Raw genomic sequence first — 19,032 nt, 5'->3', positions numbered from 1 at the left:
AACCTTCGAAGGCAGAGCCGTCAGATTTACAGTCTGATCCCTTTGGCCGCTCGGGAACCCCTCCCCAAGTGCGAGGCCGCATACTACCAGATCCGGCAAGGTTGTGAACCCCTTGGCCGCATTCTGACGACAAAAAAGTGTCAAGTGGTCATTTTTTGATATGTTTCGCTCAAAATTCACACTTTTCAATGACTTTTATGTCGCTGCCGAAACGGCGAAGGGGCGTGGGGGGCTGGCTGCCAGGAGCCACGGGACTCCTGGCGGATCATGGGGCGCTGGCGCTCGCTCAGGCGTCGGCGGGGCGAGCCTGCTGGCAACCCTGCACCGCATGGGCGATGAGTTCGAGGGCGCTTTGCTCGCAGGGGGGCAGCACCTCGTCGCAACTCGCGATCGGGGTGACGCGGTCTCCCCACTTGATGAGGGCGGCGCCCCAGGTCAGCCCGGCCCCGAAGGCGGCGGTCAGCAGGTAGCTGTTCGGCTTGACCCGACCCTGCTCCAGCGCCTCGCACAGGGCGATGGGCACGGTGGCGGCGGAGGTGTTGCCGTACTGCTCTATGTTGACCATCACCTTCTCCATGGGGGCGTTCATCCGCTTGGCCAGGGTCTCGATGATGCGCACGTTCGCCTGGTGCGGCACGATGAGGTCGATCTGCTCGGGGGCGATGCCGGCCTGGGCCAGTACGGTGCCGGTGGCTTCGCCCATGCCGCGCACGGCGCGCTTGAAGATCTCCTGCCCCTCGAAGTTGAAGGTGAAGAGGCCGTCAATGTCGGCGAAACGCACCCGATCCGTACCGAAGTTCGGCACGTGCAGTATCTCCCGCGCTTCGCTGTCACAACCGAGCTTGCTGGCAATCAGGCCGCTCTCCTGCTCGCTCGCCTCGATGATGACGGCGCCTGCGCCATCCCCGAACAGCACGGCGGTGTCGCGCTTGGCCCAGTCCAGCAACTGGGTCAATCGCTCGGCACCGATCACCAGCACCCTTTGCATCATGCCGGTCTGCACCAGGGAGGTGGCGACCGAGAGGGCATAGACGAAGCCGGTGCAGGCGGCGTTGAGGTCGAACACCGCCGCCTTGTGGGCGCCGAGGGCCTGCTGCACGGCAGAGGCACCATTGGGGACCAGCGTGCCCGGGGTGGCGGTCGCCAGGATGATGCCATCGAGGGCGGCGGCGTCCAGGCCTGCGCACGCCAGGGCGCGACGGGCGGCCAGGGTGGCGAGCGCCTGGGTGCTGACATGGGAGACACGGCGGGCCTTGATGCCGGTGCGCGGGTAGATCCACTCGTCCGAGGTATCCATGATGGTGCCGAGGTCATCGTTGGTCAGCGAGGCGGGGGGCAGGCATTTTCCCCACCCGGTGATAGTGGCGTATGTCATCTTGTCGTCGCTTGTCGTGATGGCCGCCCTGGGGCGGAAAGTGGCGAAATTATGCCGCACGGGGCGTTCACTGTCATCCTGCGGCCCCCCCAGTGTAAGGGGAGTGGCGGGAGCAAGACCGTGATTTTGCTTAAATTTCCGCTTCTCCTTGCCGTAAGATGAAGGCCCGATCCCGGCGGCCCCTTCCCGAGGTGACTCCTGTGCACAAAGCGAATCTCAATCTCTTGCCCACCCTCAAGGTGCTGCTGGAGACCCGCAATATCAGCCGGGCGGCGGAGCTGCTGAACCTGAGCCAGCCCTCCATCAGCAAGCAGCTCGGCCAGCTTCGCAGCGAGTTTGGCGACGAGCTGCTGGTGCGGGAAGGGCAGCGCTGGCTGCTGACCCCGCGGGCCGAGGCCCTGGCGGCCCAGCTTGCCGATTCCCTCGGTGCCCTGGAGCGGCTCTACGAGGCGCCGGAATTTGCACCCGAGCGCTGCGAGCGGGTGTTTCGGCTCGCCTCCTCCGACTACGTGGCCCAGCACATCCTGCCGGACATCTGTGCGGCCCTGGCGAGGGCCGCCCCCCGAGCGGCGCTTGAGTACAGCCTGTGGGACAAGCGCCAGTTGCCCCAGCTCTGGCAATCGGAGCTGGACATGGTCTCCACCATCACGGAGCTGGTGCCGGACCAGATCCGCGGCCTGCATCAGGGGGAGGACAGGCTGGTGGTGCTGATGGGGCGCCATCAGCCGCTCTCTGGCATGGCGCTCAGCCTGGAGGATTACCTTGCATGGCCCCACCTGCAGGTGAGCGGGGGCGGGGACAAGGACAGCCCGGTGGAGCAGGTGCTGGCCCCCCGCGGGCTCTCCCGCCGCTGGTTTGCCCGGGTGCCCTTCTTCCAGGCCGCGGTGGAGGTGCTGCTGCGCACAGACTGTCTGATGACCACCCCGGCCCATATCGCCTGGCAGCTCTCCCGGGAACATGCCCTGAGTTTTTGCGATCTCCCCTTCGCCACCCGGGTCCAGCAGTATCATCTGCTGTGGCACCAGCGCCACCACCTGGATCCGGCTCACCGCTGGTTCCGCGAGCTGGCCTATCCCTTCCTGCGGGATCACCTGCAATTCACCCTGGGGGAGAGTCGCAAGCAGTTGGCCCGAGGGCCGCAGGCGAGCCGCTGATGGCAGCGGGTTGTGCCACTCTATAGCCACTGGCTATGGACTCTATTCATAACTTTCACTTCTGGCATAGCGAGCCACCCCCTACCCTGATCCCGGGTGACAACAATCGACACGAAGGAAGAGAAGGTATGGAGCTGACGAGTTGGCTGGCGCTGGCCGCCATTTGCGTGATGGGGGCCATCAGCCCGGGGCCGAGCCTGGCACTGATCATCCGCAATACGGTGCAGGGAGGGCAGGGCCACGGGGTCGCCACGGCGCTGGGACACGGCCTGGGAGTCGGCATCTATGCGCTGATCACGGCCCTCGGCCTCGCCATCCTGATCACCCAGACCCCGCTGCTGTTCGATCTCATCCGCTACGGCGGCGCGGCGTTCCTCGCCTGGCTCGGGATCAAGGCGTTGCTGGCCAGGCCCGCAGGGGGTGAGGCAGGCAAGGAGGAGGGGCACCCGCCACGGGGACGTCAAGGGGCGTTCGAGGGCTTTATGGTGGCCTTCTTGAACCCCCAGCTCGCCATCTTCTTTATCGCCCTGTTCAGCCAGTTCGTGCACGCCGACACTGGCTGGCGTGAGGGGGGCATCATGATGCTGACCGCAGGCGGCATCGATGCGCTCTGGTATGTGCTGGTGGCCCTGGTGCTCTCTCGCGGGCCCGTACTCGCCTGGCTCAAGGCCAAATCCACCGTGATAGACAAGGTGAGCGGCCTGGTGCTGCTGGGGCTGGCCCTCAAGGTCGTGATCTAGCTCCGCGTCGGGTGCCTGCGTAGTCGGCACTCTGTCAGGGCCGGGGGTTGAAGGGGCAGCCAGACGTTCTTGTACCGGGTCAATCCTGCATTCTGCGGTGATCTTAAGCGGGATCAAGGCGGGGGGCGGGGAGTCTGGTTAGAGTGGCGGCCATTTGCAGCCCTTCGAACCGGACGTTATGCGCGATCAGAACCATCACAACCGCCTGGAGTTGCTGGCCCCGGCCAAGAACCTCGCCTATGGCATCGAGGCCATCAACCACGGCGCCGACGCCGTCTACATGGGCGGCCCCGCCTTCGGTGCCCGCAGCGCAGCAGGCAACAGCCTCGAGGACATCGAGGCGCTGGCGCGCCATGCCCACCGCTTCGGCGCCCAGGTCTTCGTCGCCTTCAATACCCTGCTGCACGACCACGAGCTGGTGCAGGCCCGGCGCCTGACCCACCAGATCTACGAGGCAGGGGCCGATGCGCTGATCGTGCAGGACATGGGGCTGCTGGCGCTTGATTTGCCCCCCATCGCGCTGCACGCCAGCACCCAGACCGACAACCGCACCCCGGAAAAGGTAAAGTTTCTGCAGGACGTGGGCTTCTCCCAGGTGGTGCTGGCCCGCGAGCTCTCCCTTGCGCAGATCCGCGAGATAAGCGCCGCCACGAGCGTGCAGCTGGAGTTCTTCATCCACGGTGCCCTGTGCGTCTCCTACAGCGGCCAGTGCAACATCAGCCACGCCCGCACCGGGCGCAGCGCGAACCGCGGCGAGTGCGCCCAGCTCTGTCGACTGCCCTGTTCCCTGCAAACGCCGGCGGGGGAGGTGCTGGTGGAAAACAGCCACCTGCTCTCCTTGAAAGACATGGATCAGACCGACAACCTGGAGGCGCTGATCGCCGCAGGGATCCGCTCCTTCAAGATTGAAGGGCGCCTCAAGGGGCTCGACTACGTCAAGAACGTCACCGCCTGGTATCGCCAGAAGCTGGACGCCATCCTGGCGAGCCGCCCCGATCTGGTGGCCGCTTCCGCCGGTCGTTGCAGCTACACCTTTACGCCGGATCCCAAGAAGAGTTTCAACCGGGGCAGCACCGACTACTTCCTCCATGGCCGACAGCCAGGCATCGACTCGCCGCGCAGCCCGAAATACGTCGGGGAGCCGCTCGGGCGCGTCACCAGCGTGACCCGCGATGGCATCGAGATCGACGGCCAGGCCGTTGCCCTCAACAACGGCGATGGCCTCGGCTTCTTCAAGCCGGGGGGCGAGCTGGTGGGCATGCGCCTCAATAAAGTGGAAGAGAAGGCACAGAGCAAGCGGTTACTCCTGTCGGAACCCATGCCCGGTCTCAAGGTGGGCACCGAGATCTTTCGCAACCACGATCAGGCTTTCAGCAAGCAGCTCGAAAAGGGGAGCGCGGATCGCCGCATCCGGGTCGATATGCGGCTATCGGAGTGCGACGAGGGACTGCGGCTCACGCTTACCGACGAGCAGGGCATTGGCGCCGCCGTTACGCTCCCCTGCGACCAGCCGCCGGCCGACAACCCGGAACGGGCGCTGCAACAGGCCAGGGATCAGCTCGGCAAACTCGGCAACACCCTGTTTGTGGCTCGCCAGATTGAGTTGGCATTCACTCGCCCGCTGTTTATTGCGGCTTCACAGCTTAACGGCTTGCGCCGGGACGGCATTGCCGCCCTGGAGGCGGCCCGTCTGGCTGCCTACCGGCGACCCGAGCGGCGCATTCCCCTGCGAGGCGCCGTTTATCCCCAGCATCGGCTCTCCTACCTCGGCAACGTGCTGAACAGCGCGGCGGAGCAGTTCTTTCGCGAGCACGGGGTAGGGAGCATCGCCCCCGCGTATGAGGCGAACAAGGAGGAGCGGGAAGTGGTGCTGATGACAACGAAGCACTGCATCCGCTACAGCCAGCAGCTCTGCCCCAAGGAGGTGCCCGGTCTCAAGGCCGAGCCCCTGGAGCTCAAGATGGGCAAGGAGAGTTTCCGCCTGCGCTTTGACTGCCATCGCTGCGAGATGCAGGTGATGGGCAGCCTGAAGAGGGGATGATTGCCCGTGTGGGCATGGGGCTGGAGCGGATTTGATGGCAGTATGGGGCGCGGCCTTGTCACGGATATCCCGTGGTGAGGCACCTTCCCCCAGCCTTCTTCTGACAAAGGATCCGTCATGAACATCCATGCACTGCCGTTTTGCACCACGAACTGGGCCGAGGTCCCGCCGACCGAACACAAGGGAGAACGCGGCGTCGCCCGCTGGCACACCCGGCAGTTCGGGGATCTGCGGGTGCGAATGGTGGAGTACTCCCCCGGGTATCTGGCGGATCACTGGTGCAGCAAGGGCCATGTGCTGCTCTGCCTCGAAGGGGAGCTGCACACCGAGCTGCAGGATGGCCGCGTCTTCACCCTGACGCCGGGCATGAGCTACCAGGTGGCGGACAACGCCGAACCCCATCGCTCCTATACCGAACTGGGCGCTCGCCTCTTTATCGTCGACTGAGCTGCCCTCTTTCCCCTTGCGCTTCAGGAACTTGCCATGCTTGAACTCAGACCCAACTGCGAGTGCTGTGACCGGGATCTGCCCGCCGACACGGCGACGGCCTACATCTGCTCCTTCGAGTGCACCTTCTGCGCCGAGTGCAACGATCAGTATCTGCACCTGACCTGCCCCAACTGTGGCGGCGAGCTGGTCAGGCGCCCGCGCCGCCCGGCGGCCAAGCTGGTGAACAACCCCGCCTCCCTCCAGCGCGTCTTCAATCCGGCTCTGAAAGCGGCGCTGGGCAAGGGGGGCTAGGGCCCTCCCTTCATGGGAAGGGCTGGGCTGGCAACTGGCTCGTCCCTGTGGCTCTTGACCTTCTCCCGGCGGCAGCCCCTATCAAGGGGGCTCACACCAAAGGAGCAAAAGATGACGGAGCGATTCGAAGGAGAAGGGGCGAAGGCCTATGACAGCCGCATCCCCCTGCTGGTGCCAGGCTACGAGCTGCTGCACCAGCTTTGTGCCTCCCGGCTGATGGCCGCGCTGGGCCAGGAGGCCCGTGTGCTGCTGGTGGGGGTGGGCACGGGCAGCGAGTTGCTGCTGCTTGGCCGTCTCTGCCCCCGCTGGACCTTTGTGGCCCAGGATATCTCGGCGGACATGCTGGCCCAGGCCAGGATGCGGGCCGAGCAGGCGGGCATGGGGGAGAGGGTGTGCTGGCATCTGGGCGCATTGCCTGTGGTGGATAAGCCTTGCGATGGTGCACTCTGTCTGCTGGTTCTGCGTTTTCTGGCGCAAGATGCCAAAACCGCGCTATTGGGTGATATTTATCGCCAGCTCAATCCTGGCGCTCCCCTGCTGCTGGCGGATCTGATGGCGCCCACGGACCCGCTTGAGCGCAAGGCGATGGGGTTGCAAGCCGCCCTCGCCGGTTTGCCGCTTCCTGCCTGCGAGCAGATGGTGCGCCGCCTAGGGGAGGATTTCACCTCCCTGGACGAGGGACAGACCCGGCGCCTCTTGCAAGGGGCCGGTTTCGCGGCGGCGCACCGCTTCTTTCAGGCGCTGGGGTTTCACGGTTGGCTGGCGCAGCGGCAGTGAGCCCTGGCCGGGTAGCGCCGGATCAACGAGAGTCCCTCTCCAGCGTCAGCAGTGCCTGCTTGATGGGCAGGCCTCCCGCATAGCCGGTGAGGCTGCCATTCTGGCCGATCACCCGGTGGCAGGGGATGATGATGGAGAGCGGATTGCGGCCGTTCGCGGCACCCACCGCCCGCACCGCGTTTGGCTTGCCGATGGCGCGGGCGATGTCGCCGTAGCTGCGGGTCTCCCCGTAGGGGATGTCGCACAGCGCCTGCCACACCGCTTGCTGAAACGCCGTGCCCCTGGGGGCGAGCGGCAGGGTGAAGCGCTGCAACCGGCCCGCGAAGTAGTCCCGAAACTCGGCGAGGAAGGGGGCGAGCGCCTCGCCGTCCTGTAGCCAGTCCCGCATGTCGGGCAGCGGCCGCAGTCCGGCCAGGAAATCCACATGGACCAGGCCGCGCTCGTCGATGGCGACCAGCAGTTCGCCCTGGTCGGTGGGCATCATGTCATAGCGGATCATGGGCTCTTCTCCTCGTCTTGTGTCTGTGTTGGCCGGGTGAGCAGCGCCGGTTGTTCACTCATGGCGTGCCACAGCCAGCTCGCGGCATAGGCGCGCCACGGCTGCCAGGGGGCGCTGCGCGCTGTCACCTCTTTCACCGGCAGCTTGTCACCGCCCCCCAGCGCCTTTTGCAGCACGAGATCCGAGGCGGGGAAGGCATTCGTGTCCAGCCCGCAGCGCAGCCGCCAGTAAGCGACCGTCCAGGGACCTATGCCCGGCAGCGCGAGCAGTTGCTCGTCGCTTGCGCTGCCCAGGGTGAGCGCGCCGCTTGCGAGCACCGAGGCCAGCCCTTGCAGGGTGCGGATGCGGCTGCCCGGCATGCCGATGCCGTCGAGATCCAGCTCGCACAGCTGGGTCGGGGTGGGCAGCTGTGCGGTACCGAACTGCGCCAGGGTGCGCGCCACCAGGCGCCCCATGATGGTGATGGCACCCTTGACCGACACCTGCTGGCCGACGATGGCGCGCAGCATCACCTCGTATTCATCCCACCCCCCCGGCAGCCGCACTCCGGGCCATCGTCCCTGGATGCCGGCGAGCAGCGGATCCTGCCCCAGGTGTTCGCCGATGCGGCTCATGTCGGCGTCGAGATCCCACATGCGGCGCACGCGGTACAGGATGTCCGGCAGCGCTCCCGGCGGCAGATCCCGCACCGTGAGTCTGAGCCTCTCCCCCTCGACGGGCTCGATGCGGATGAGCCCCTCCTGCTCGCCGACCCGGTGACGGCGTTCGTAACCGTGCTCATCCACCCGCTCCAGCCCCGGAATGGCGCGCAACCGGTAGAACGCGAGCATGGCCTGGACGTCGAACGGCGGGCGATACAGCAGGTGCAGTTGCAGGCTCGATTGCGGCGTCTCCTGCTCCGCGCCCCCTTCCTGCTTGCGCAGGGCGCCCGGTGTCATCCCATACGCCTGCAGCCAGGCGTCGTTGAAGCGGCGAATGCTTGCAAAGCCTGCGGCAAACGCCACGTCCGTGATGGGCAGGCGCGTCTCCGTCAGCAGCCGCTTCGCAAGCAGCAGGCGGCGCGTCTGCTCCACCTGTTTCGGCGAGGCGCCGAGGTGTTGCTCGAACTGGCGCCGCAGCGTGCGCTCCGTGATCCCGGCCTGCGTTGCAAGGGAGCCCAGGCTGTGCTCCGCCAGCTCGCCGCGCTCGATGCGCGCCAGCACCTGGGCGACGAGCGGTGGCAGATCCCCGCTCTGGGCCGGTGCGAGCTCGGGGCGGCAGCGCAGGCAGGGGCGCAGCCCGTGCTGCTCCGCCGCCGCCGCGAAGCGAAAATAGCGCACATTGTGCTCGTGCGGTGCACGCGCCGGACACACGGGGCGGCAATAGATACCGGTGGAGAGCACCCCGGTGAAGAAGCGACCATCGAAACGCGCGTCTCGCGCGAGGCGTGCGGCGTGGCACTGCTCCCGGGTGAGACCCGGGATGATCTCGTCCCGTTGGGATGAATGCGGGGGCTCTGTGGTCATGGCATGGTTCGGGTTGCTGTGGGCATGTCCCAGAGACTAAGCGGGGGCGAGAGGGGTGACTAGCCAAAAACGGACAGGGATAGCAAAAATAGTGCGATCCGAGGAATCCCAGTCCTCCCTTTGTAAGGTTAGGGGGGCAGGACACCCTAACCCTCCCCTTCGTAAGGGGAGGGGACAAACAGCTCCCCTCTGTGAACGGGGGCGGGGTTAGCTCCTCCCCCTTGTGAAGGGGGAGGCTGGGAGGGGGTTCAACCTCGCTTATTTCAGATAGCGCTGTTCGAGGTGTTTGCGCAGCCATTGGGGATTGAGCGCCTCACCGGTCGCGCGGCGAATGAGCTCGTCCGTGCCGTGCAGGCTGCCCTGGGACCAGATATGGCGACCGAGCCAGCCAAAGATCTCCGGCAGGCGGCCGGACTCTACGAGCGTGCCCATGTCGCCGAGCTCACGCTCGAGTGCAAAGCGCAGCTGCGCCGCGTACATGGCGCCGAGCGTGTAGCTCGGGAAGTAGCCAAACGAGCCGTCCGTCCAGTGGATGTCCTGCATGCAGCCGTTCTGGTAGTTGCCCTTCGTGGACAAGCCGAGCCACTGTTGCATCTTCGCGTCCCACAGCTCGGGGATGTCCGCGACCTCGATGCGCCCTTCCATCAGGTCCCGCTCCAGCTCGTAGCGCAGGATGACGTGGGCCGGGTAGGTGACCTCGTCCGCATCGACGCGGATAAAGCCGGGCTCGACCCTGTTGTACAGCTTCTCGAGGTTCGCGGGGGCGAGCGCGGCCTGTTCGCCGAAGTGCGCGCGGATGCGCGGTGCAATCAGCGCGAGGAACGCGGGGTGATGGCCGAGCTGCATCTCGCAGAACAGGCTCTGGCTCTCGTGAATGCCCATGGAACGCGCCTCGGCCACCGGCTGGCCGAGCAGTGTGCGCGGCAGGCCCTGTTCGTAGCGTGCGTGGCCCGTCTCGTGGACGATGCCCATCAGGCTGGAGACGAACTCCTGCTCGTTGTAGCGCGTGGTGATGCGCACGTCCGTCGGCACGCCGCCGCAGAACGGGTGGCTGCTCACATCGAGCCTGCCGTGGGCGAAATCAAAGCCGAGCAGCCCCATCACCTCCTGGCCGAGCGCCTGCTGCGTCGCAACCGGGAACGGGCCTTGCGGGGTGAGGATGGTGTCGCTCTTCTGCCGCTCGCTCACGGTCTGGATGAGGCCGGGCAACCAGCTCGTCAGATCGCCGAAGATCTGATCCATCCTCGCGCTCGTCATGCCGGGCTCGTACAGCGCCAGCATGGCGTCATAGGGGCGCACCCCGAGCGCGTCGGCGCGCAGGCGAGCCACCTCTCGCGACAGGCGCACCACCTCCTCGAGGTTCGGGGCAAAACCTGCCCAGTCGTTCTCCTTGCGCTGGCGACGCCAGGCGTGCTCGCATTTGCTGCCGGCGAGGGAAAGCGCCTCCACCAGCGCCCCCGGCAGCAGGCTTGCATCCTGCCACTGGCGCTTGATCTCCCGCAGGTTCGCACGCTGGTGCTCGTCCAGCGGTTCACTCTCTGCCTTGGCAATCCACTCCCCAAGCTCGGGGGCGGTGCGCTTGCCGTGGATCAGCACGCCGAGCTCCGCCATCGCCTCGGCGCGGGCCTCGTTGCCCCCCTCCGGCATCATGGCGGCCTGATCCCAGCCGCAGATGGCGGAGAGGTGGGAGAGGCGGTGCAGTTGTTGCTGATGTTGTTCGAGTTTCTGGTATGACATGGGATTGTCCTTGTTATCGTCCCTGATGGTATGCACCCCGTACCTGGCATGATCGGGGCCGCCCGATGCTAGCACTGCCATCCACCCTGGTGCCACCCTCAGGCAGTCAGCCGAGGCGCTTCTGGTGCCGTTCGCGGTTTTCCGCCTTCTTGCGCTCGCTCTTGCGCAGCAATACGTAGAGCGCACCGCTGCCGCCGTGGCGGCGCTCGGCGCTGTGCATGGCCATCACCGAAGGCAACTGTGGCAGCCAGGCGCTGACATGGCTCTTGAGCAGGGCACGCGGGGTGCTGCGCTCCCCCTTGCCGTGCAGGATCAGCAGGCAGCGGATATCCCGCACTTCGCACTCCTGGACGAACTGCACCAGGGCGATACGGGCCTCGTTGAGCGTCTTGTGGTGCAGGTCGAGGGAGCCTTGCAGCTCGTATTTGCCAAGGCGCAGCTTCTTGTAGACCCCCTCCTGCACGCCGTCACGCTTGAAGCCGACGATGGCATGGGGGTCCAGCATCTCGACTGCTTCCGTGCCGAGGTGATCCAGGGTGAGTTGTTCGGCGGTGGCGGCTTCCCGGCGCGCGAGTTGCGCCTCGGTGGGCTGGCTGTTGCCCGCAACGGGGGCGATATGGTCGCTGCGAAGGGGCCGCACGTCGGCCACTTCCTGCAGGAACAGTGAGAGTTCGTCGTTATGAGACACGGCAGGCTCCCCGCATGGAAATGAGGGAGCCAGTATAGCGGGCCTTGGTGGGCCTTAGAATGGCAACGCTCGCGGGCCCCGGCCCTGCCGGGGAGGGCGGTCTGAGCGAGCCTGGTTATTGCCCCTCTTTGGGCGGCTCTGCGTGCATCACCTTGTAGATGAAATAGACCGCGTAGGCGCTGATGAGCAGGAAGGTGCCGAAAATCACCAGCATGGACATCAGCCCCACGCTGTTGCCGAACATCAGGTTCATCCAGAATTCCATCTCGTTCACTCCTGTCACTGGGCGGTGACAGGCATGATAGATACCTCTTCAGGAGGGAGGGGATGATCTCGATCAACTCCCTCTCTGGTTATTTAATCGGCAGCGAATTCTGTGAGCCGACGCGCATCCGGCGCGTCAGGTCGCCGGACTGGACGCTATTTTGCTTTCTCCAGGGTCGGTTCGGTGAGGGGCGTGATGCGCCAGCCCTGCTGCTCCAGCAGGGCGAGCAGCCCGTGCTCGCCGTAAAGATGCAGGGCCCCTACTACGATAAAGCTCTCGTTCGGCAGGCTGGGCCACTTCTTGACCCAGTTGCGGTTGCGCTCTGCCAGCAGGGTCTGTTCCAGCCAGGCTTGCAGCTTGGGCGGCGCCATCTCCTCCCTGAGCAGATTGATGAGGGTGGCCTCGTCCCCATTCTGCCAGGCGGTCATCACGGCGTCGAACCCCTGCTGGATGTCGGGCAGCTCGTCCAGGGTGCTCTCCAGCATCAAGGTCTGGTTGTCGCCGACGCTCGCGAGATAGCCGAGCTGCTCCAGCAGGGTCTCCAGCCCGACGATGGGCTTGCCGCCGTCGTTCGCCCGCTTGGCGAAGTGCTGGTCGACACCGTATTCACCGCGATAGCCGGTGCGCTCCAGGGCTGCCTGGGTCAGGGTAATGGCCGCAAACCAGGGACGCAGCGGGGCCAGCATGCTCTCGTTCAGACCGTTCTGGCCCGCGGCGATGAGGGTGCGACGGTAGAGGTCGATGGGCAGGTGATCCTTGAGGGTCTTGCCGTCGACGAGCCGGGTGATGGCGCCCATCTCCTGCCACTGCTCCTGGCTGATGTGGGTCATGTCCACCTCCATCACCAGGGCGCGGCTCTGCTGCCAGGCGCGCTCCACCGGGTCCGGCAGGGGATAGAGAGAGGGTTTGCCCGCATGGATGGACCCCAGCAGCCAGTGCTGTTCGTTGCCCTTGTTGATGCGGTAAAAGGCCGGATCGGCCATGGCATGGAGCGGCAGCAGCAGGCAGAGCAGGAAGGAGAGCAGCGTGGGATGGAATCTCATGAGGCACCTTATATGAGCGGGATGAGTGCTCTATGATAAGTCCTCATTTGTCACAGCCAAGAGGTTTCCCATGCCCCACCTTCGTTTTCGGGCAGTTTCTGTCGACACCCTGCAGCGGATAAGCGCCCCCCTGATGGCGGACCTCTGCGCCCTGACCGGTGGCAAGCCGGAGTTCGTCACCCTGGAGTGCGTGCCGAGCCAGTGGGTACGAGATGGCCAGCCCGAAGCCGGTTTTCCCTTCGTGGAGCTGGTCTGGTTCGAGCGACCGCAGGAGATGCAGGATGCCGCCGCCGCCCTCATCACCCGCCACCTGAAAGCGGTGCTGGGGGAGCAGACCTATGTGGTGGTGCAGGTGCTGCCCATCGTCAAGAGTCACTACTACAGCAACGGCCAGCACTATTGAGCGGGCATCGTTGCTAAGACAGGTGCATGTCAAGAGGAGGCCCGCCGAGGGCACCTTTATCAGGCGGATTTGATCAGCAGCTTGTCCAGCCAGCGGCTTGGCAGCAGGCGGCGCAGCACGGTAAACAATTTGGTCGGGAAGGTGATCGGGTAGCGGTGCCTGGGGCGCTTGCTCGTGAGCGCATGCACTAACGGCGGGATGCAGGCCTCGCTTGGCAGGGTAAAGCCGCGGGCACCCCCTTCACGCTCCAGCCTGGCCAGCGTCTGGGCATAGGCGTCCTGATGGCGGCTGGTGGCGGGATCTATGTGGCGCAGGAAGGCCTCCCGGGCATTGGCGCGAAACCGGGTGTCGATGGGGCCGGGTTCGATCAGGCTGACGTGCACGCCGCTGCCCGCAAGTTCCAGGCGCAGGGTGTCGGTATAGCCTTCCAGCGCGAACTTGCTGGCGTTGTAGGCGCCACGATACTTCATGGCCACCAGGCCAAGCACCGAGCTGTTCTGCACGATGCGCCCCTCGCCTGCCGCCAGCATGGGGGGCAATACCTGGCGAATGAGGTGATGCCAGCCAAAGAGGTTGGTCTCGAACTGCTCGCGCAGCGCCTCGGTGGGCAGATCTTCCAGCGCACCGGGCTGGCCGTAGGCGCCGTTGTTGAAGAGGCCGTATAGGCGCCCTTCTGCCAGGGCCAGCGCCTCTGCCGCCCCTCGCTCTATGCTGGTGCTGTCCGCCAGATCCAGTTGCACCGCCAATAGACCCTGCTGCTGCAGCAGGGCCACATCCTCGGCCTTGCGGGCGGAAGCGATGACGGTGAAGCCCCAGGCACCGAGCTTTCTTGCGGCGGCGAGGCCGATGCCGCTGGAGCAGCCGGTGACGAGCACGAAGGGATGGGGCATGAGCATGGTCCTGATTGACGGCCGGCAGGTGGCCCGAAGCTGGCATGGTAGCGTGGTGCCACCAAAAACAAAACCGGGCCAGAGGCCCGGTTTTCGGTCACATCAGATGCCTGATTACATGATGGTGAACGGCATGATGATGTGGAACTTGACGTCATGCTCGGAGCTGAACATGTTCGGGTAGTACCAGCTGCCCTTGTCGTCCTGTTCGTTGTTGTAGTCGGTGTAGTGCAGCTTGAACAGGGTGCCCTTCAGCTTGCCGTCCTGCACTGTGTACATGACGTCGAAGTTGGCTGCCCACTCTTTGCCGCCTTCCAGGGACTTGTCGCCGTTGTTGGCATCCCAGCCGTAGGCACCGGAGACACCCACGCCCCAGCCCGGTGCACCCACCAGATCATCCAGGGAACGAGTCACGCCGAAGAACAGGGCTTTCTCGTCGTTGTGGTTCCAGTCGGAGCGGGAATCCCACCAGATTTCGTTCGCGCCCTGGGAGTTGCCGTAGCCGCGGGTCAGACGGGGCAGGTAGTTGCCCAGATCCCCTTCAGCCTTGGTCCACAGGCCTTCCAGACGGAAGCCATAGGGGCCGGCTGCCCAGCTGGCGGTCAGGGCTTGTTGCCAGGCCAGGCCGTCATAGTCGCTGTTCTCGGTGTCGGAACCGTAGAACTGGTAGCTGGTGTTCAGGCCACCCAGTACGTCGAATTTGTGGGCCAGCTTGAAGTGGTAGCTGCCCATGTAGCCTTCGGACTGACCGAAGCCAGCGGTGACGGCAGTGCCGTTCTCGAAGGTGTAGCGAGCGGCCAGACCGTGGATATAGTCGATCTTGTTCGCATCGGTGAAGGGATCGCTGGCATAGGGGCTGCTCTTGGAGAAGCCGGTGGTGTTCTTGAACCAGGGAGCCTTGTACTCGTCGGCGATGGCGTAGGTCAGGTAGAGGCCGCCGAAGGTGCCTTCGATCTGGCCACCACGGTAGGTACCGGGTTGATAGGACCAGTTGACGCCGAGGATGCCGGGTACATAGAGCTGGGTGTAACCACCCTTGGCGGTGACGGCGTCACCGAACTTGAATTTCAGGGCGGCGTTGGAGAGGCTGAAGCCGTTCTCGGGAACGCCGTCACCACCTGAACCCCACTTGTCGCCCCAGAAGGAGAACTCGTTCTCTTCGTTGACGCCATTGCTCTCGTCAACGGCCAGATCGTAGGCACCGAAGCCGCCCACGTCGACGCCGACCACACCCCATGCATAGCCGGAGTTGAAGTTCAGGGCTGCCTGGGTGGTGGCATGGCTCAGGTTGGAGTGGTATTTGCCATCCTGACCCGGACCGGCCTGGACGCGATCACGCTCACGCTGGAAGTAGAACAGGCCACCGGTGAGCTTGCCTTCGTCGATGAAGGCGCTGTAGGACTTGCCGTATTCCGGGCTCATCATGTCTTGAGCGGCGAACGCCATGCCGGGGGCGACCAGTGCCGCGACCACGGCAGCACTCAACGCGGCGCGCTTGAAGATCACTTTTTCCATTTGTTATTGCTCCTGATTTTATGGACTTAGCTTTTTTATCCGGCAGCCGGGTAGGCACCCGCCGCTCGGTATTGGCATTGCAATCAACACCCCGAAGGGCAAAAAATGGTTCTCTGTCGTGCCCTTGTGTCTGATGCCTTGGCGCATCGGTCGGGGCTATCTGCATCGTTACAGTCGTTATTTTTTGGCTGTCGATCCTTGGCGATCTGACATCACCAAGAGTACGTTCGCGGTGCGAAATATCAATGTAAAGTTCCCGGCAAGTTTCAAAAATATGACCGAGTGCAAATAATCATGATTCTTGGTGTGGGCACTCCCAGGCCACTCATGTCGGCAATGACAGCGCTTTTATGGTGATTTCACCGTTCTCCTGCGCAGATCTTGCCGTCAAGGCAGAACTTTCTTTGTTAACCCGGTGGCAACATATAATTTTGTATCACAAAAAAAGATGGGCCCGGTGGGATGCCCACTGTCGTGAGCGTGAGCCGTCGCCCCGACAGACAGGGGGACCAGGGATGTGAAAGGGGTGAGAGGGCCTGTGACTGAATGGATGAGGCAACCCGTCATCGCCCGTGAAGACGTGACGGGAGTATCAGGGGAAGGGTTGCGGCAAGGCCGGGCCGCGGGCAGGTAGACAGGGAACGCGCCCCGGGTCTGGTGCGAACCAGACCCGGGGGTTATCAGGCCTGGCTCAGGATCCGGGGGATCTGCTGGGCCTGGTGGTGTATGTGCTCCGAGACCTGTACCGAGAGGCGGCTGCCCTGGCGGGCGTGCTGGCTGATGCGACCGATGAGGGCGGCGAAGCTCGCCAGCCTGTGCTCCTGGCTCTTGGCATTGTCGGCGCCCTGCAGGGCGATGACGGCGGTGCTGCGCGCCATCTCCCGCACCGTCAGGGTGGTCTGGCGCAGCTGCTCCGCCTGCTGGCGCTGCTCGGCGGCCTCTGCGGTGATGCGGGCCAGCACGGTGGCGAGCTGATCCCCCGCCTGGGTGAGGCTGGCCAGGATCTCGGTGATCTGGCCGAGGGAGCGCTGGGTGTCGGCGGAGAGGTGGCGCACCTCGTCGGCTACCACCGCGAAGCCGCGTCCCTGCTCCCCGGCCCTGGCCGCCTCGATGGCGGCGTTGAGGGCCAGCAGGTTGGTCTGCTGGGAGATATGGCCGATGACGTCGACGATGGCAGTCACGTCCTCCACCGAGCGGGTCAGCTGGGCCAGGGCGCCGCTGCTCTCGTCGATGGCGAGCCCGGTCTGGGCGGTAGCGGTCAGCATGCCCCCGACCAGCCGCTCGCTCTGGCTCATGGAGTGTTCATTGTGCTGGGCGTGCTGGGCGATTTCGGCGGCGACCTGGTGCACCTCGCTGGCGAGCTGGTTGAGCTCCTGCATCATGGTGTCGCTCTCATCCACCGCCTGCTCCGTGGTGCGGGTGCTGTGATGGATCTCCTGCACCTGCTCCACCATCTCCTGCAGGCTGGAAGAGACGCTGGAGAGCTGCCCCGCCTTCTGCTGCTGATCCTGTTGCAGGCGCTGTATCAGGCGGTTGTAGCTCGCGACGATGTCCGCCAGTTCGTTGCGCTCGCGCCCCGGGGTCAGCAGCTGGGCCTGACCCGTGGCGTCGAGCTGCAGGAAGGCTGCCCGCAGTTGCAGCAGGGGCCTGACCAGCCAGCGACGCTGCACCAGGGCGAACAGCAGGGCCACCACGACCAGGCAGAGCGCCAGCACGCCGAGCACGGTGGCCAGCTCCCGGTTCATGGTCTGACGGGCGGCGGCGAGTTGTTCACCCAATTGCTCCCCCGCTTGCAGCAGCTGGGTGATGTCCTGCTGCACCATCTGACGAGCGGCCTGCTGCTGCTGCAGCGCCTTGCGGCTGTTTTCCAGCTCCTGGGGATAGCGCTTGAGCAGGGAGGTCAGCTCGGCTTTGGGCTGATCCCCGAGCTCCTTGCGTATCGGCTCTCCCAGGGTGAATTCGTCGGCCGGTGCCTCCTCGAAAAGTGCCAGGCTCGGCAGGGCGGCCAGGGAGTCGGCCTGCTTTTGCAGGGCAGCCAGTTCGAATTGCAGCCCTTCGAAACGCTTGGCACTCGCCTGCTCCATGTAGTTCTGGCGCTGGTGGGCGAGGGAGGGGAGGGCGGTCAGGATGTCGGCCGCCCCCTGGCGATACTGCTCGGCAAGGGCAGGATCCCGCCCGGCGGCTGCTCCCTGCTGGCCGTAACGGAGCAATGCTTTGGCCTGGGTGGTCAACTCGTTCTCGGCATTTTGCAGCAACCACTGGCTGTTGCCGGAGAGCTTGCCCGCCGCCAGATAGTCGCCGTCAATGCGGGTTTTCATCTGCTCAAGCCGGGCGTTTAGCGGCTGGGTCTGGGGATCCTCCAGGCGGGACAGCAGCGCCAGCGCCTGCTGGCGCACCCCCTGTGCCTGGGCCAGCAGCAGGGGATCCCCGCTGCCGAGATAGTCGCGAAGCGCCCCCTGCAGCGGACCGCTCAGTTGCTGTTGCAGGCGCTCCTGCAGACGCTGGGCCTGGGCCGAGTGGTTGAATTGTTGCCAGCCATGATAGAGCGCGGTGGCCTGGACACCGGCCACCAGCAGCAAGACGAGGGAAGAGAGGGAGGCAAAATGGGCAATTTTCACATCAGATTCCTGCTTGAATCACGCAATGGGCGCGAGCTTAATCAGGTCTGATGGCGTTTTTATGACAGTGGCCGTGCCAGCTCCCGTTGACTTGGGCTCTTCACCAGCAGGCCGAGCAGGGCGCCGCCCATGATGAGCCCCCCCGCCAGCAGATGGCGCGGGGTGAGCGCCTCGCCGTTGAGCCAGACCAGCAGCAGGGTGCTCAGCAAGGGGGTGAGGTAGGCGAGCGCGCCGATGCGGCGCGGATCTCCGTCCCGCAGCGCCAGATACCAGGTGACGAAGGCCGCCCCCATGGGGCCGAGGGCGAGCCCGGCGATGAGCAGCCAGTCCCCCAGGGGGATCCGGGCGAATGGCAAGGGGCCTTCCAGCATCCATGCCAGCAGCAGGGCCAGGAGCCCTGCGGGCAGGCAGGCGGCGGCCGTGACCACGGCGGGAGCGGGAGGCAGGCGGCGGGAGAGCACGGAATAGGCGCCCCAGACGATGGCGGCGCCGAGGGCCAGCAGGTAGCCGGGCAGATGGGCCTGTTGCAACTGCAGGTGACCATCGACCATCACCAGCACCGATCCCGCGAGACCCAGGGCCCCGGCCAGCAGATGGTGCAGGCTCAGGGGATGACCCGGCAGCAGCAAGGGGGTGAACAGGATGATGCACAGCGGCCAGAGGTAGTTGATGAGGTTTGCCTCCAGCACGGGGGCGTGGCGAAAGCTTGTGAACAGCAGCAGGTGATAGAGCAGCAGGGCGGTGATGGTCACCAGCCAGGTGAGGGGGCTGGCGCGCCACTGGCGCCAGAATGGCAGAGTGCCCGCCCCGCAGAACAGCAGCACCAGCCCCACCAGCACCAGCGGCGAGACGCTGGTGATCCGGGAGGTGAGCGCGGCGAGGGAGGCCCACAACAAGATGGTGAGCAGGGCAAAACCGGTGGACTTGTCCCACCAGGAAGACGCAGGCATCCAAACACTCCTTTGCAAGATGAATGAACGAAAAAGAGGGCCAGTCTAGCAGACTGGCCCTCGTCACACAGCGTTGCCGTGACGGTGCGGG

18 protein-coding genes are annotated in these 19,032 nt (G+C 65.1%); 7 read left to right on the top strand and 11 right to left on the bottom strand.

What is annotated here, in order from left to right; translation table 11 throughout:
* Positions 1–286: 286 nt before the first annotated feature.
* Entirely contained in the window at positions 287–1,375 is a 1,089-nt protein-coding gene (locus tag PG887_RS03135) for a ketoacyl-ACP synthase III (RefSeq protein ID WP_042880524.1), read from the bottom strand.
* A gap of 200 nt (positions 1,376–1,575) precedes the next feature.
* Between PG887_RS03135 and PG887_RS03130 the strand changes: the two genes are divergently transcribed.
* From PG887_RS03130 to PG887_RS03105, 6 genes are all read left to right on the top strand, one after another.
* Entirely contained in the window at positions 1,576–2,529 is a 954-nt protein-coding gene (locus PG887_RS03130) for a LysR family transcriptional regulator (RefSeq protein ID WP_270821155.1), read from the top strand.
* 128 nt (positions 2,530–2,657) lie between these two features.
* Positions 2,658–3,269 carry a LysE family translocator gene (locus PG887_RS03125; protein ID WP_039041052.1) on the top strand — a complete coding sequence of 204 codons (612 nt, stop codon included), beginning with the start codon at positions 2,658–2,660 and terminating at the stop codon, positions 3,267–3,269.
* Between the two features lie 178 nt (positions 3,270–3,447).
* On the top strand, positions 3,448–5,310 hold the full coding sequence (locus PG887_RS03120; RefSeq protein WP_270821154.1) for a peptidase U32 family protein: 1,863 nt from the start codon (positions 3,448–3,450) through the stop codon (positions 5,308–5,310).
* A 117-nt stretch (positions 5,311–5,427) separates the two neighbouring features.
* Entirely contained in the window at positions 5,428–5,757 is a 330-nt protein-coding gene (locus tag PG887_RS03115) for a DHCW motif cupin fold protein (RefSeq protein ID WP_039041054.1), read from the top strand.
* 36 nt (positions 5,758–5,793) lie between these two features.
* Positions 5,794–6,051: a DUF1272 domain-containing protein gene (locus tag PG887_RS03110; RefSeq protein ID WP_010673281.1), complete on the top strand. Its 258-nt coding sequence runs from the start codon at positions 5,794–5,796 to the stop codon at positions 6,049–6,051.
* A gap of 111 nt (positions 6,052–6,162) precedes the next feature.
* Positions 6,163–6,828: a class I SAM-dependent methyltransferase gene (locus PG887_RS03105; RefSeq protein ID WP_270821153.1), complete on the top strand. Its 666-nt coding sequence runs from the start codon at positions 6,163–6,165 to the stop codon at positions 6,826–6,828.
* A gap of 22 nt (positions 6,829–6,850) precedes the next feature.
* On the opposite strand, the gene PG887_RS03100 is transcribed toward PG887_RS03105, so the two are convergent.
* The 6 genes from PG887_RS03100 to PG887_RS03075 form a co-directional block, all read right to left on the bottom strand.
* Positions 6,851–7,327: a methylated-DNA--[protein]-cysteine S-methyltransferase gene (locus PG887_RS03100; RefSeq protein WP_113069774.1), complete on the bottom strand. Its 477-nt coding sequence runs from the start codon at positions 7,325–7,327 to the stop codon at positions 6,851–6,853.
* Positions 7,324–8,832, bottom strand: coding sequence for an AlkA N-terminal domain-containing protein (locus PG887_RS03095; RefSeq protein WP_202040432.1), 1,509 nt, complete (start codon positions 8,830–8,832; stop codon positions 7,324–7,326). Before PG887_RS03095 ends, PG887_RS03100 begins: the two co-directional genes overlap by 4 nt.
* Positions 8,833–9,090: 258 nt before the next feature.
* A complete protein-coding gene (locus PG887_RS03090) occupies positions 9,091–10,569 on the bottom strand; it encodes a carboxypeptidase M32 (protein WP_270821151.1) in 1,479 nt (492 codons plus the stop codon).
* Positions 10,570–10,675: 106 nt separating this feature from the next.
* Positions 10,676–11,257, bottom strand: a complete 582-nt coding sequence (gene smrA, locus PG887_RS03085; RefSeq protein WP_041211226.1) for a DNA endonuclease SmrA — start codon at positions 11,255–11,257, stop codon at positions 10,676–10,678.
* A gap of 115 nt (positions 11,258–11,372) precedes the next feature.
* Positions 11,373–11,522 carry a DUF3149 domain-containing protein gene (locus PG887_RS03080; RefSeq protein WP_010673287.1) on the bottom strand — a complete coding sequence of 50 codons (150 nt, stop codon included), beginning with the start codon at positions 11,520–11,522 and terminating at the stop codon, positions 11,373–11,375.
* 155 nt (positions 11,523–11,677) lie between these two features.
* The gene (locus PG887_RS03075) at positions 11,678–12,565 is read right to left on the bottom strand and encodes a TraB/GumN family protein (RefSeq protein WP_041214639.1); all 888 of its coding nucleotides are present in this window, start codon (positions 12,563–12,565) and stop codon (positions 11,678–11,680) included.
* A 70-nt stretch (positions 12,566–12,635) separates the two neighbouring features.
* Between PG887_RS03075 and PG887_RS03070 the strand changes: the two genes are divergently transcribed.
* Positions 12,636–12,968: a DUF1904 family protein gene (locus PG887_RS03070; RefSeq protein ID WP_039041060.1), complete on the top strand. Its 333-nt coding sequence runs from the start codon at positions 12,636–12,638 to the stop codon at positions 12,966–12,968.
* A 59-nt stretch (positions 12,969–13,027) separates the two neighbouring features.
* Here the strand turns inward: PG887_RS03070 and PG887_RS03065 are convergent, their stop codons facing one another.
* From PG887_RS03065 to PG887_RS03050, 4 genes are all read right to left on the bottom strand, one after another.
* On the bottom strand, positions 13,028–13,858 hold the full coding sequence (locus tag PG887_RS03065; protein ID WP_270821150.1) for an SDR family oxidoreductase: 831 nt from the start codon (positions 13,856–13,858) through the stop codon (positions 13,028–13,030).
* 114 nt (positions 13,859–13,972) lie between these two features.
* On the bottom strand, positions 13,973–15,373 hold the full coding sequence (locus PG887_RS03060; protein ID WP_270821149.1) for an OprD family outer membrane porin: 1,401 nt from the start codon (positions 15,371–15,373) through the stop codon (positions 13,973–13,975).
* Positions 15,374–16,053: 680 nt separating this feature from the next.
* Positions 16,054–17,991, bottom strand: a complete 1,938-nt coding sequence (locus PG887_RS03055; protein ID WP_270821148.1) for a methyl-accepting chemotaxis protein — start codon at positions 17,989–17,991, stop codon at positions 16,054–16,056.
* 59 nt (positions 17,992–18,050) lie between these two features.
* On the bottom strand, positions 18,051–18,941 hold the full coding sequence (locus tag PG887_RS03050) for a DMT family transporter (protein ID WP_103244395.1): 891 nt from the start codon (positions 18,939–18,941) through the stop codon (positions 18,051–18,053).
* Positions 18,942–19,032 lie beyond the last annotated feature (91 nt).

The organism is Aeromonas sp. QDB14 (genome assembly GCF_027707845.1).
Lineage (GTDB): Bacteria > Pseudomonadota > Gammaproteobacteria > Enterobacterales > Aeromonadaceae > Aeromonas > Aeromonas caviae.
This window is presented reverse-complemented; position numbering and strand designations above follow the sequence as displayed.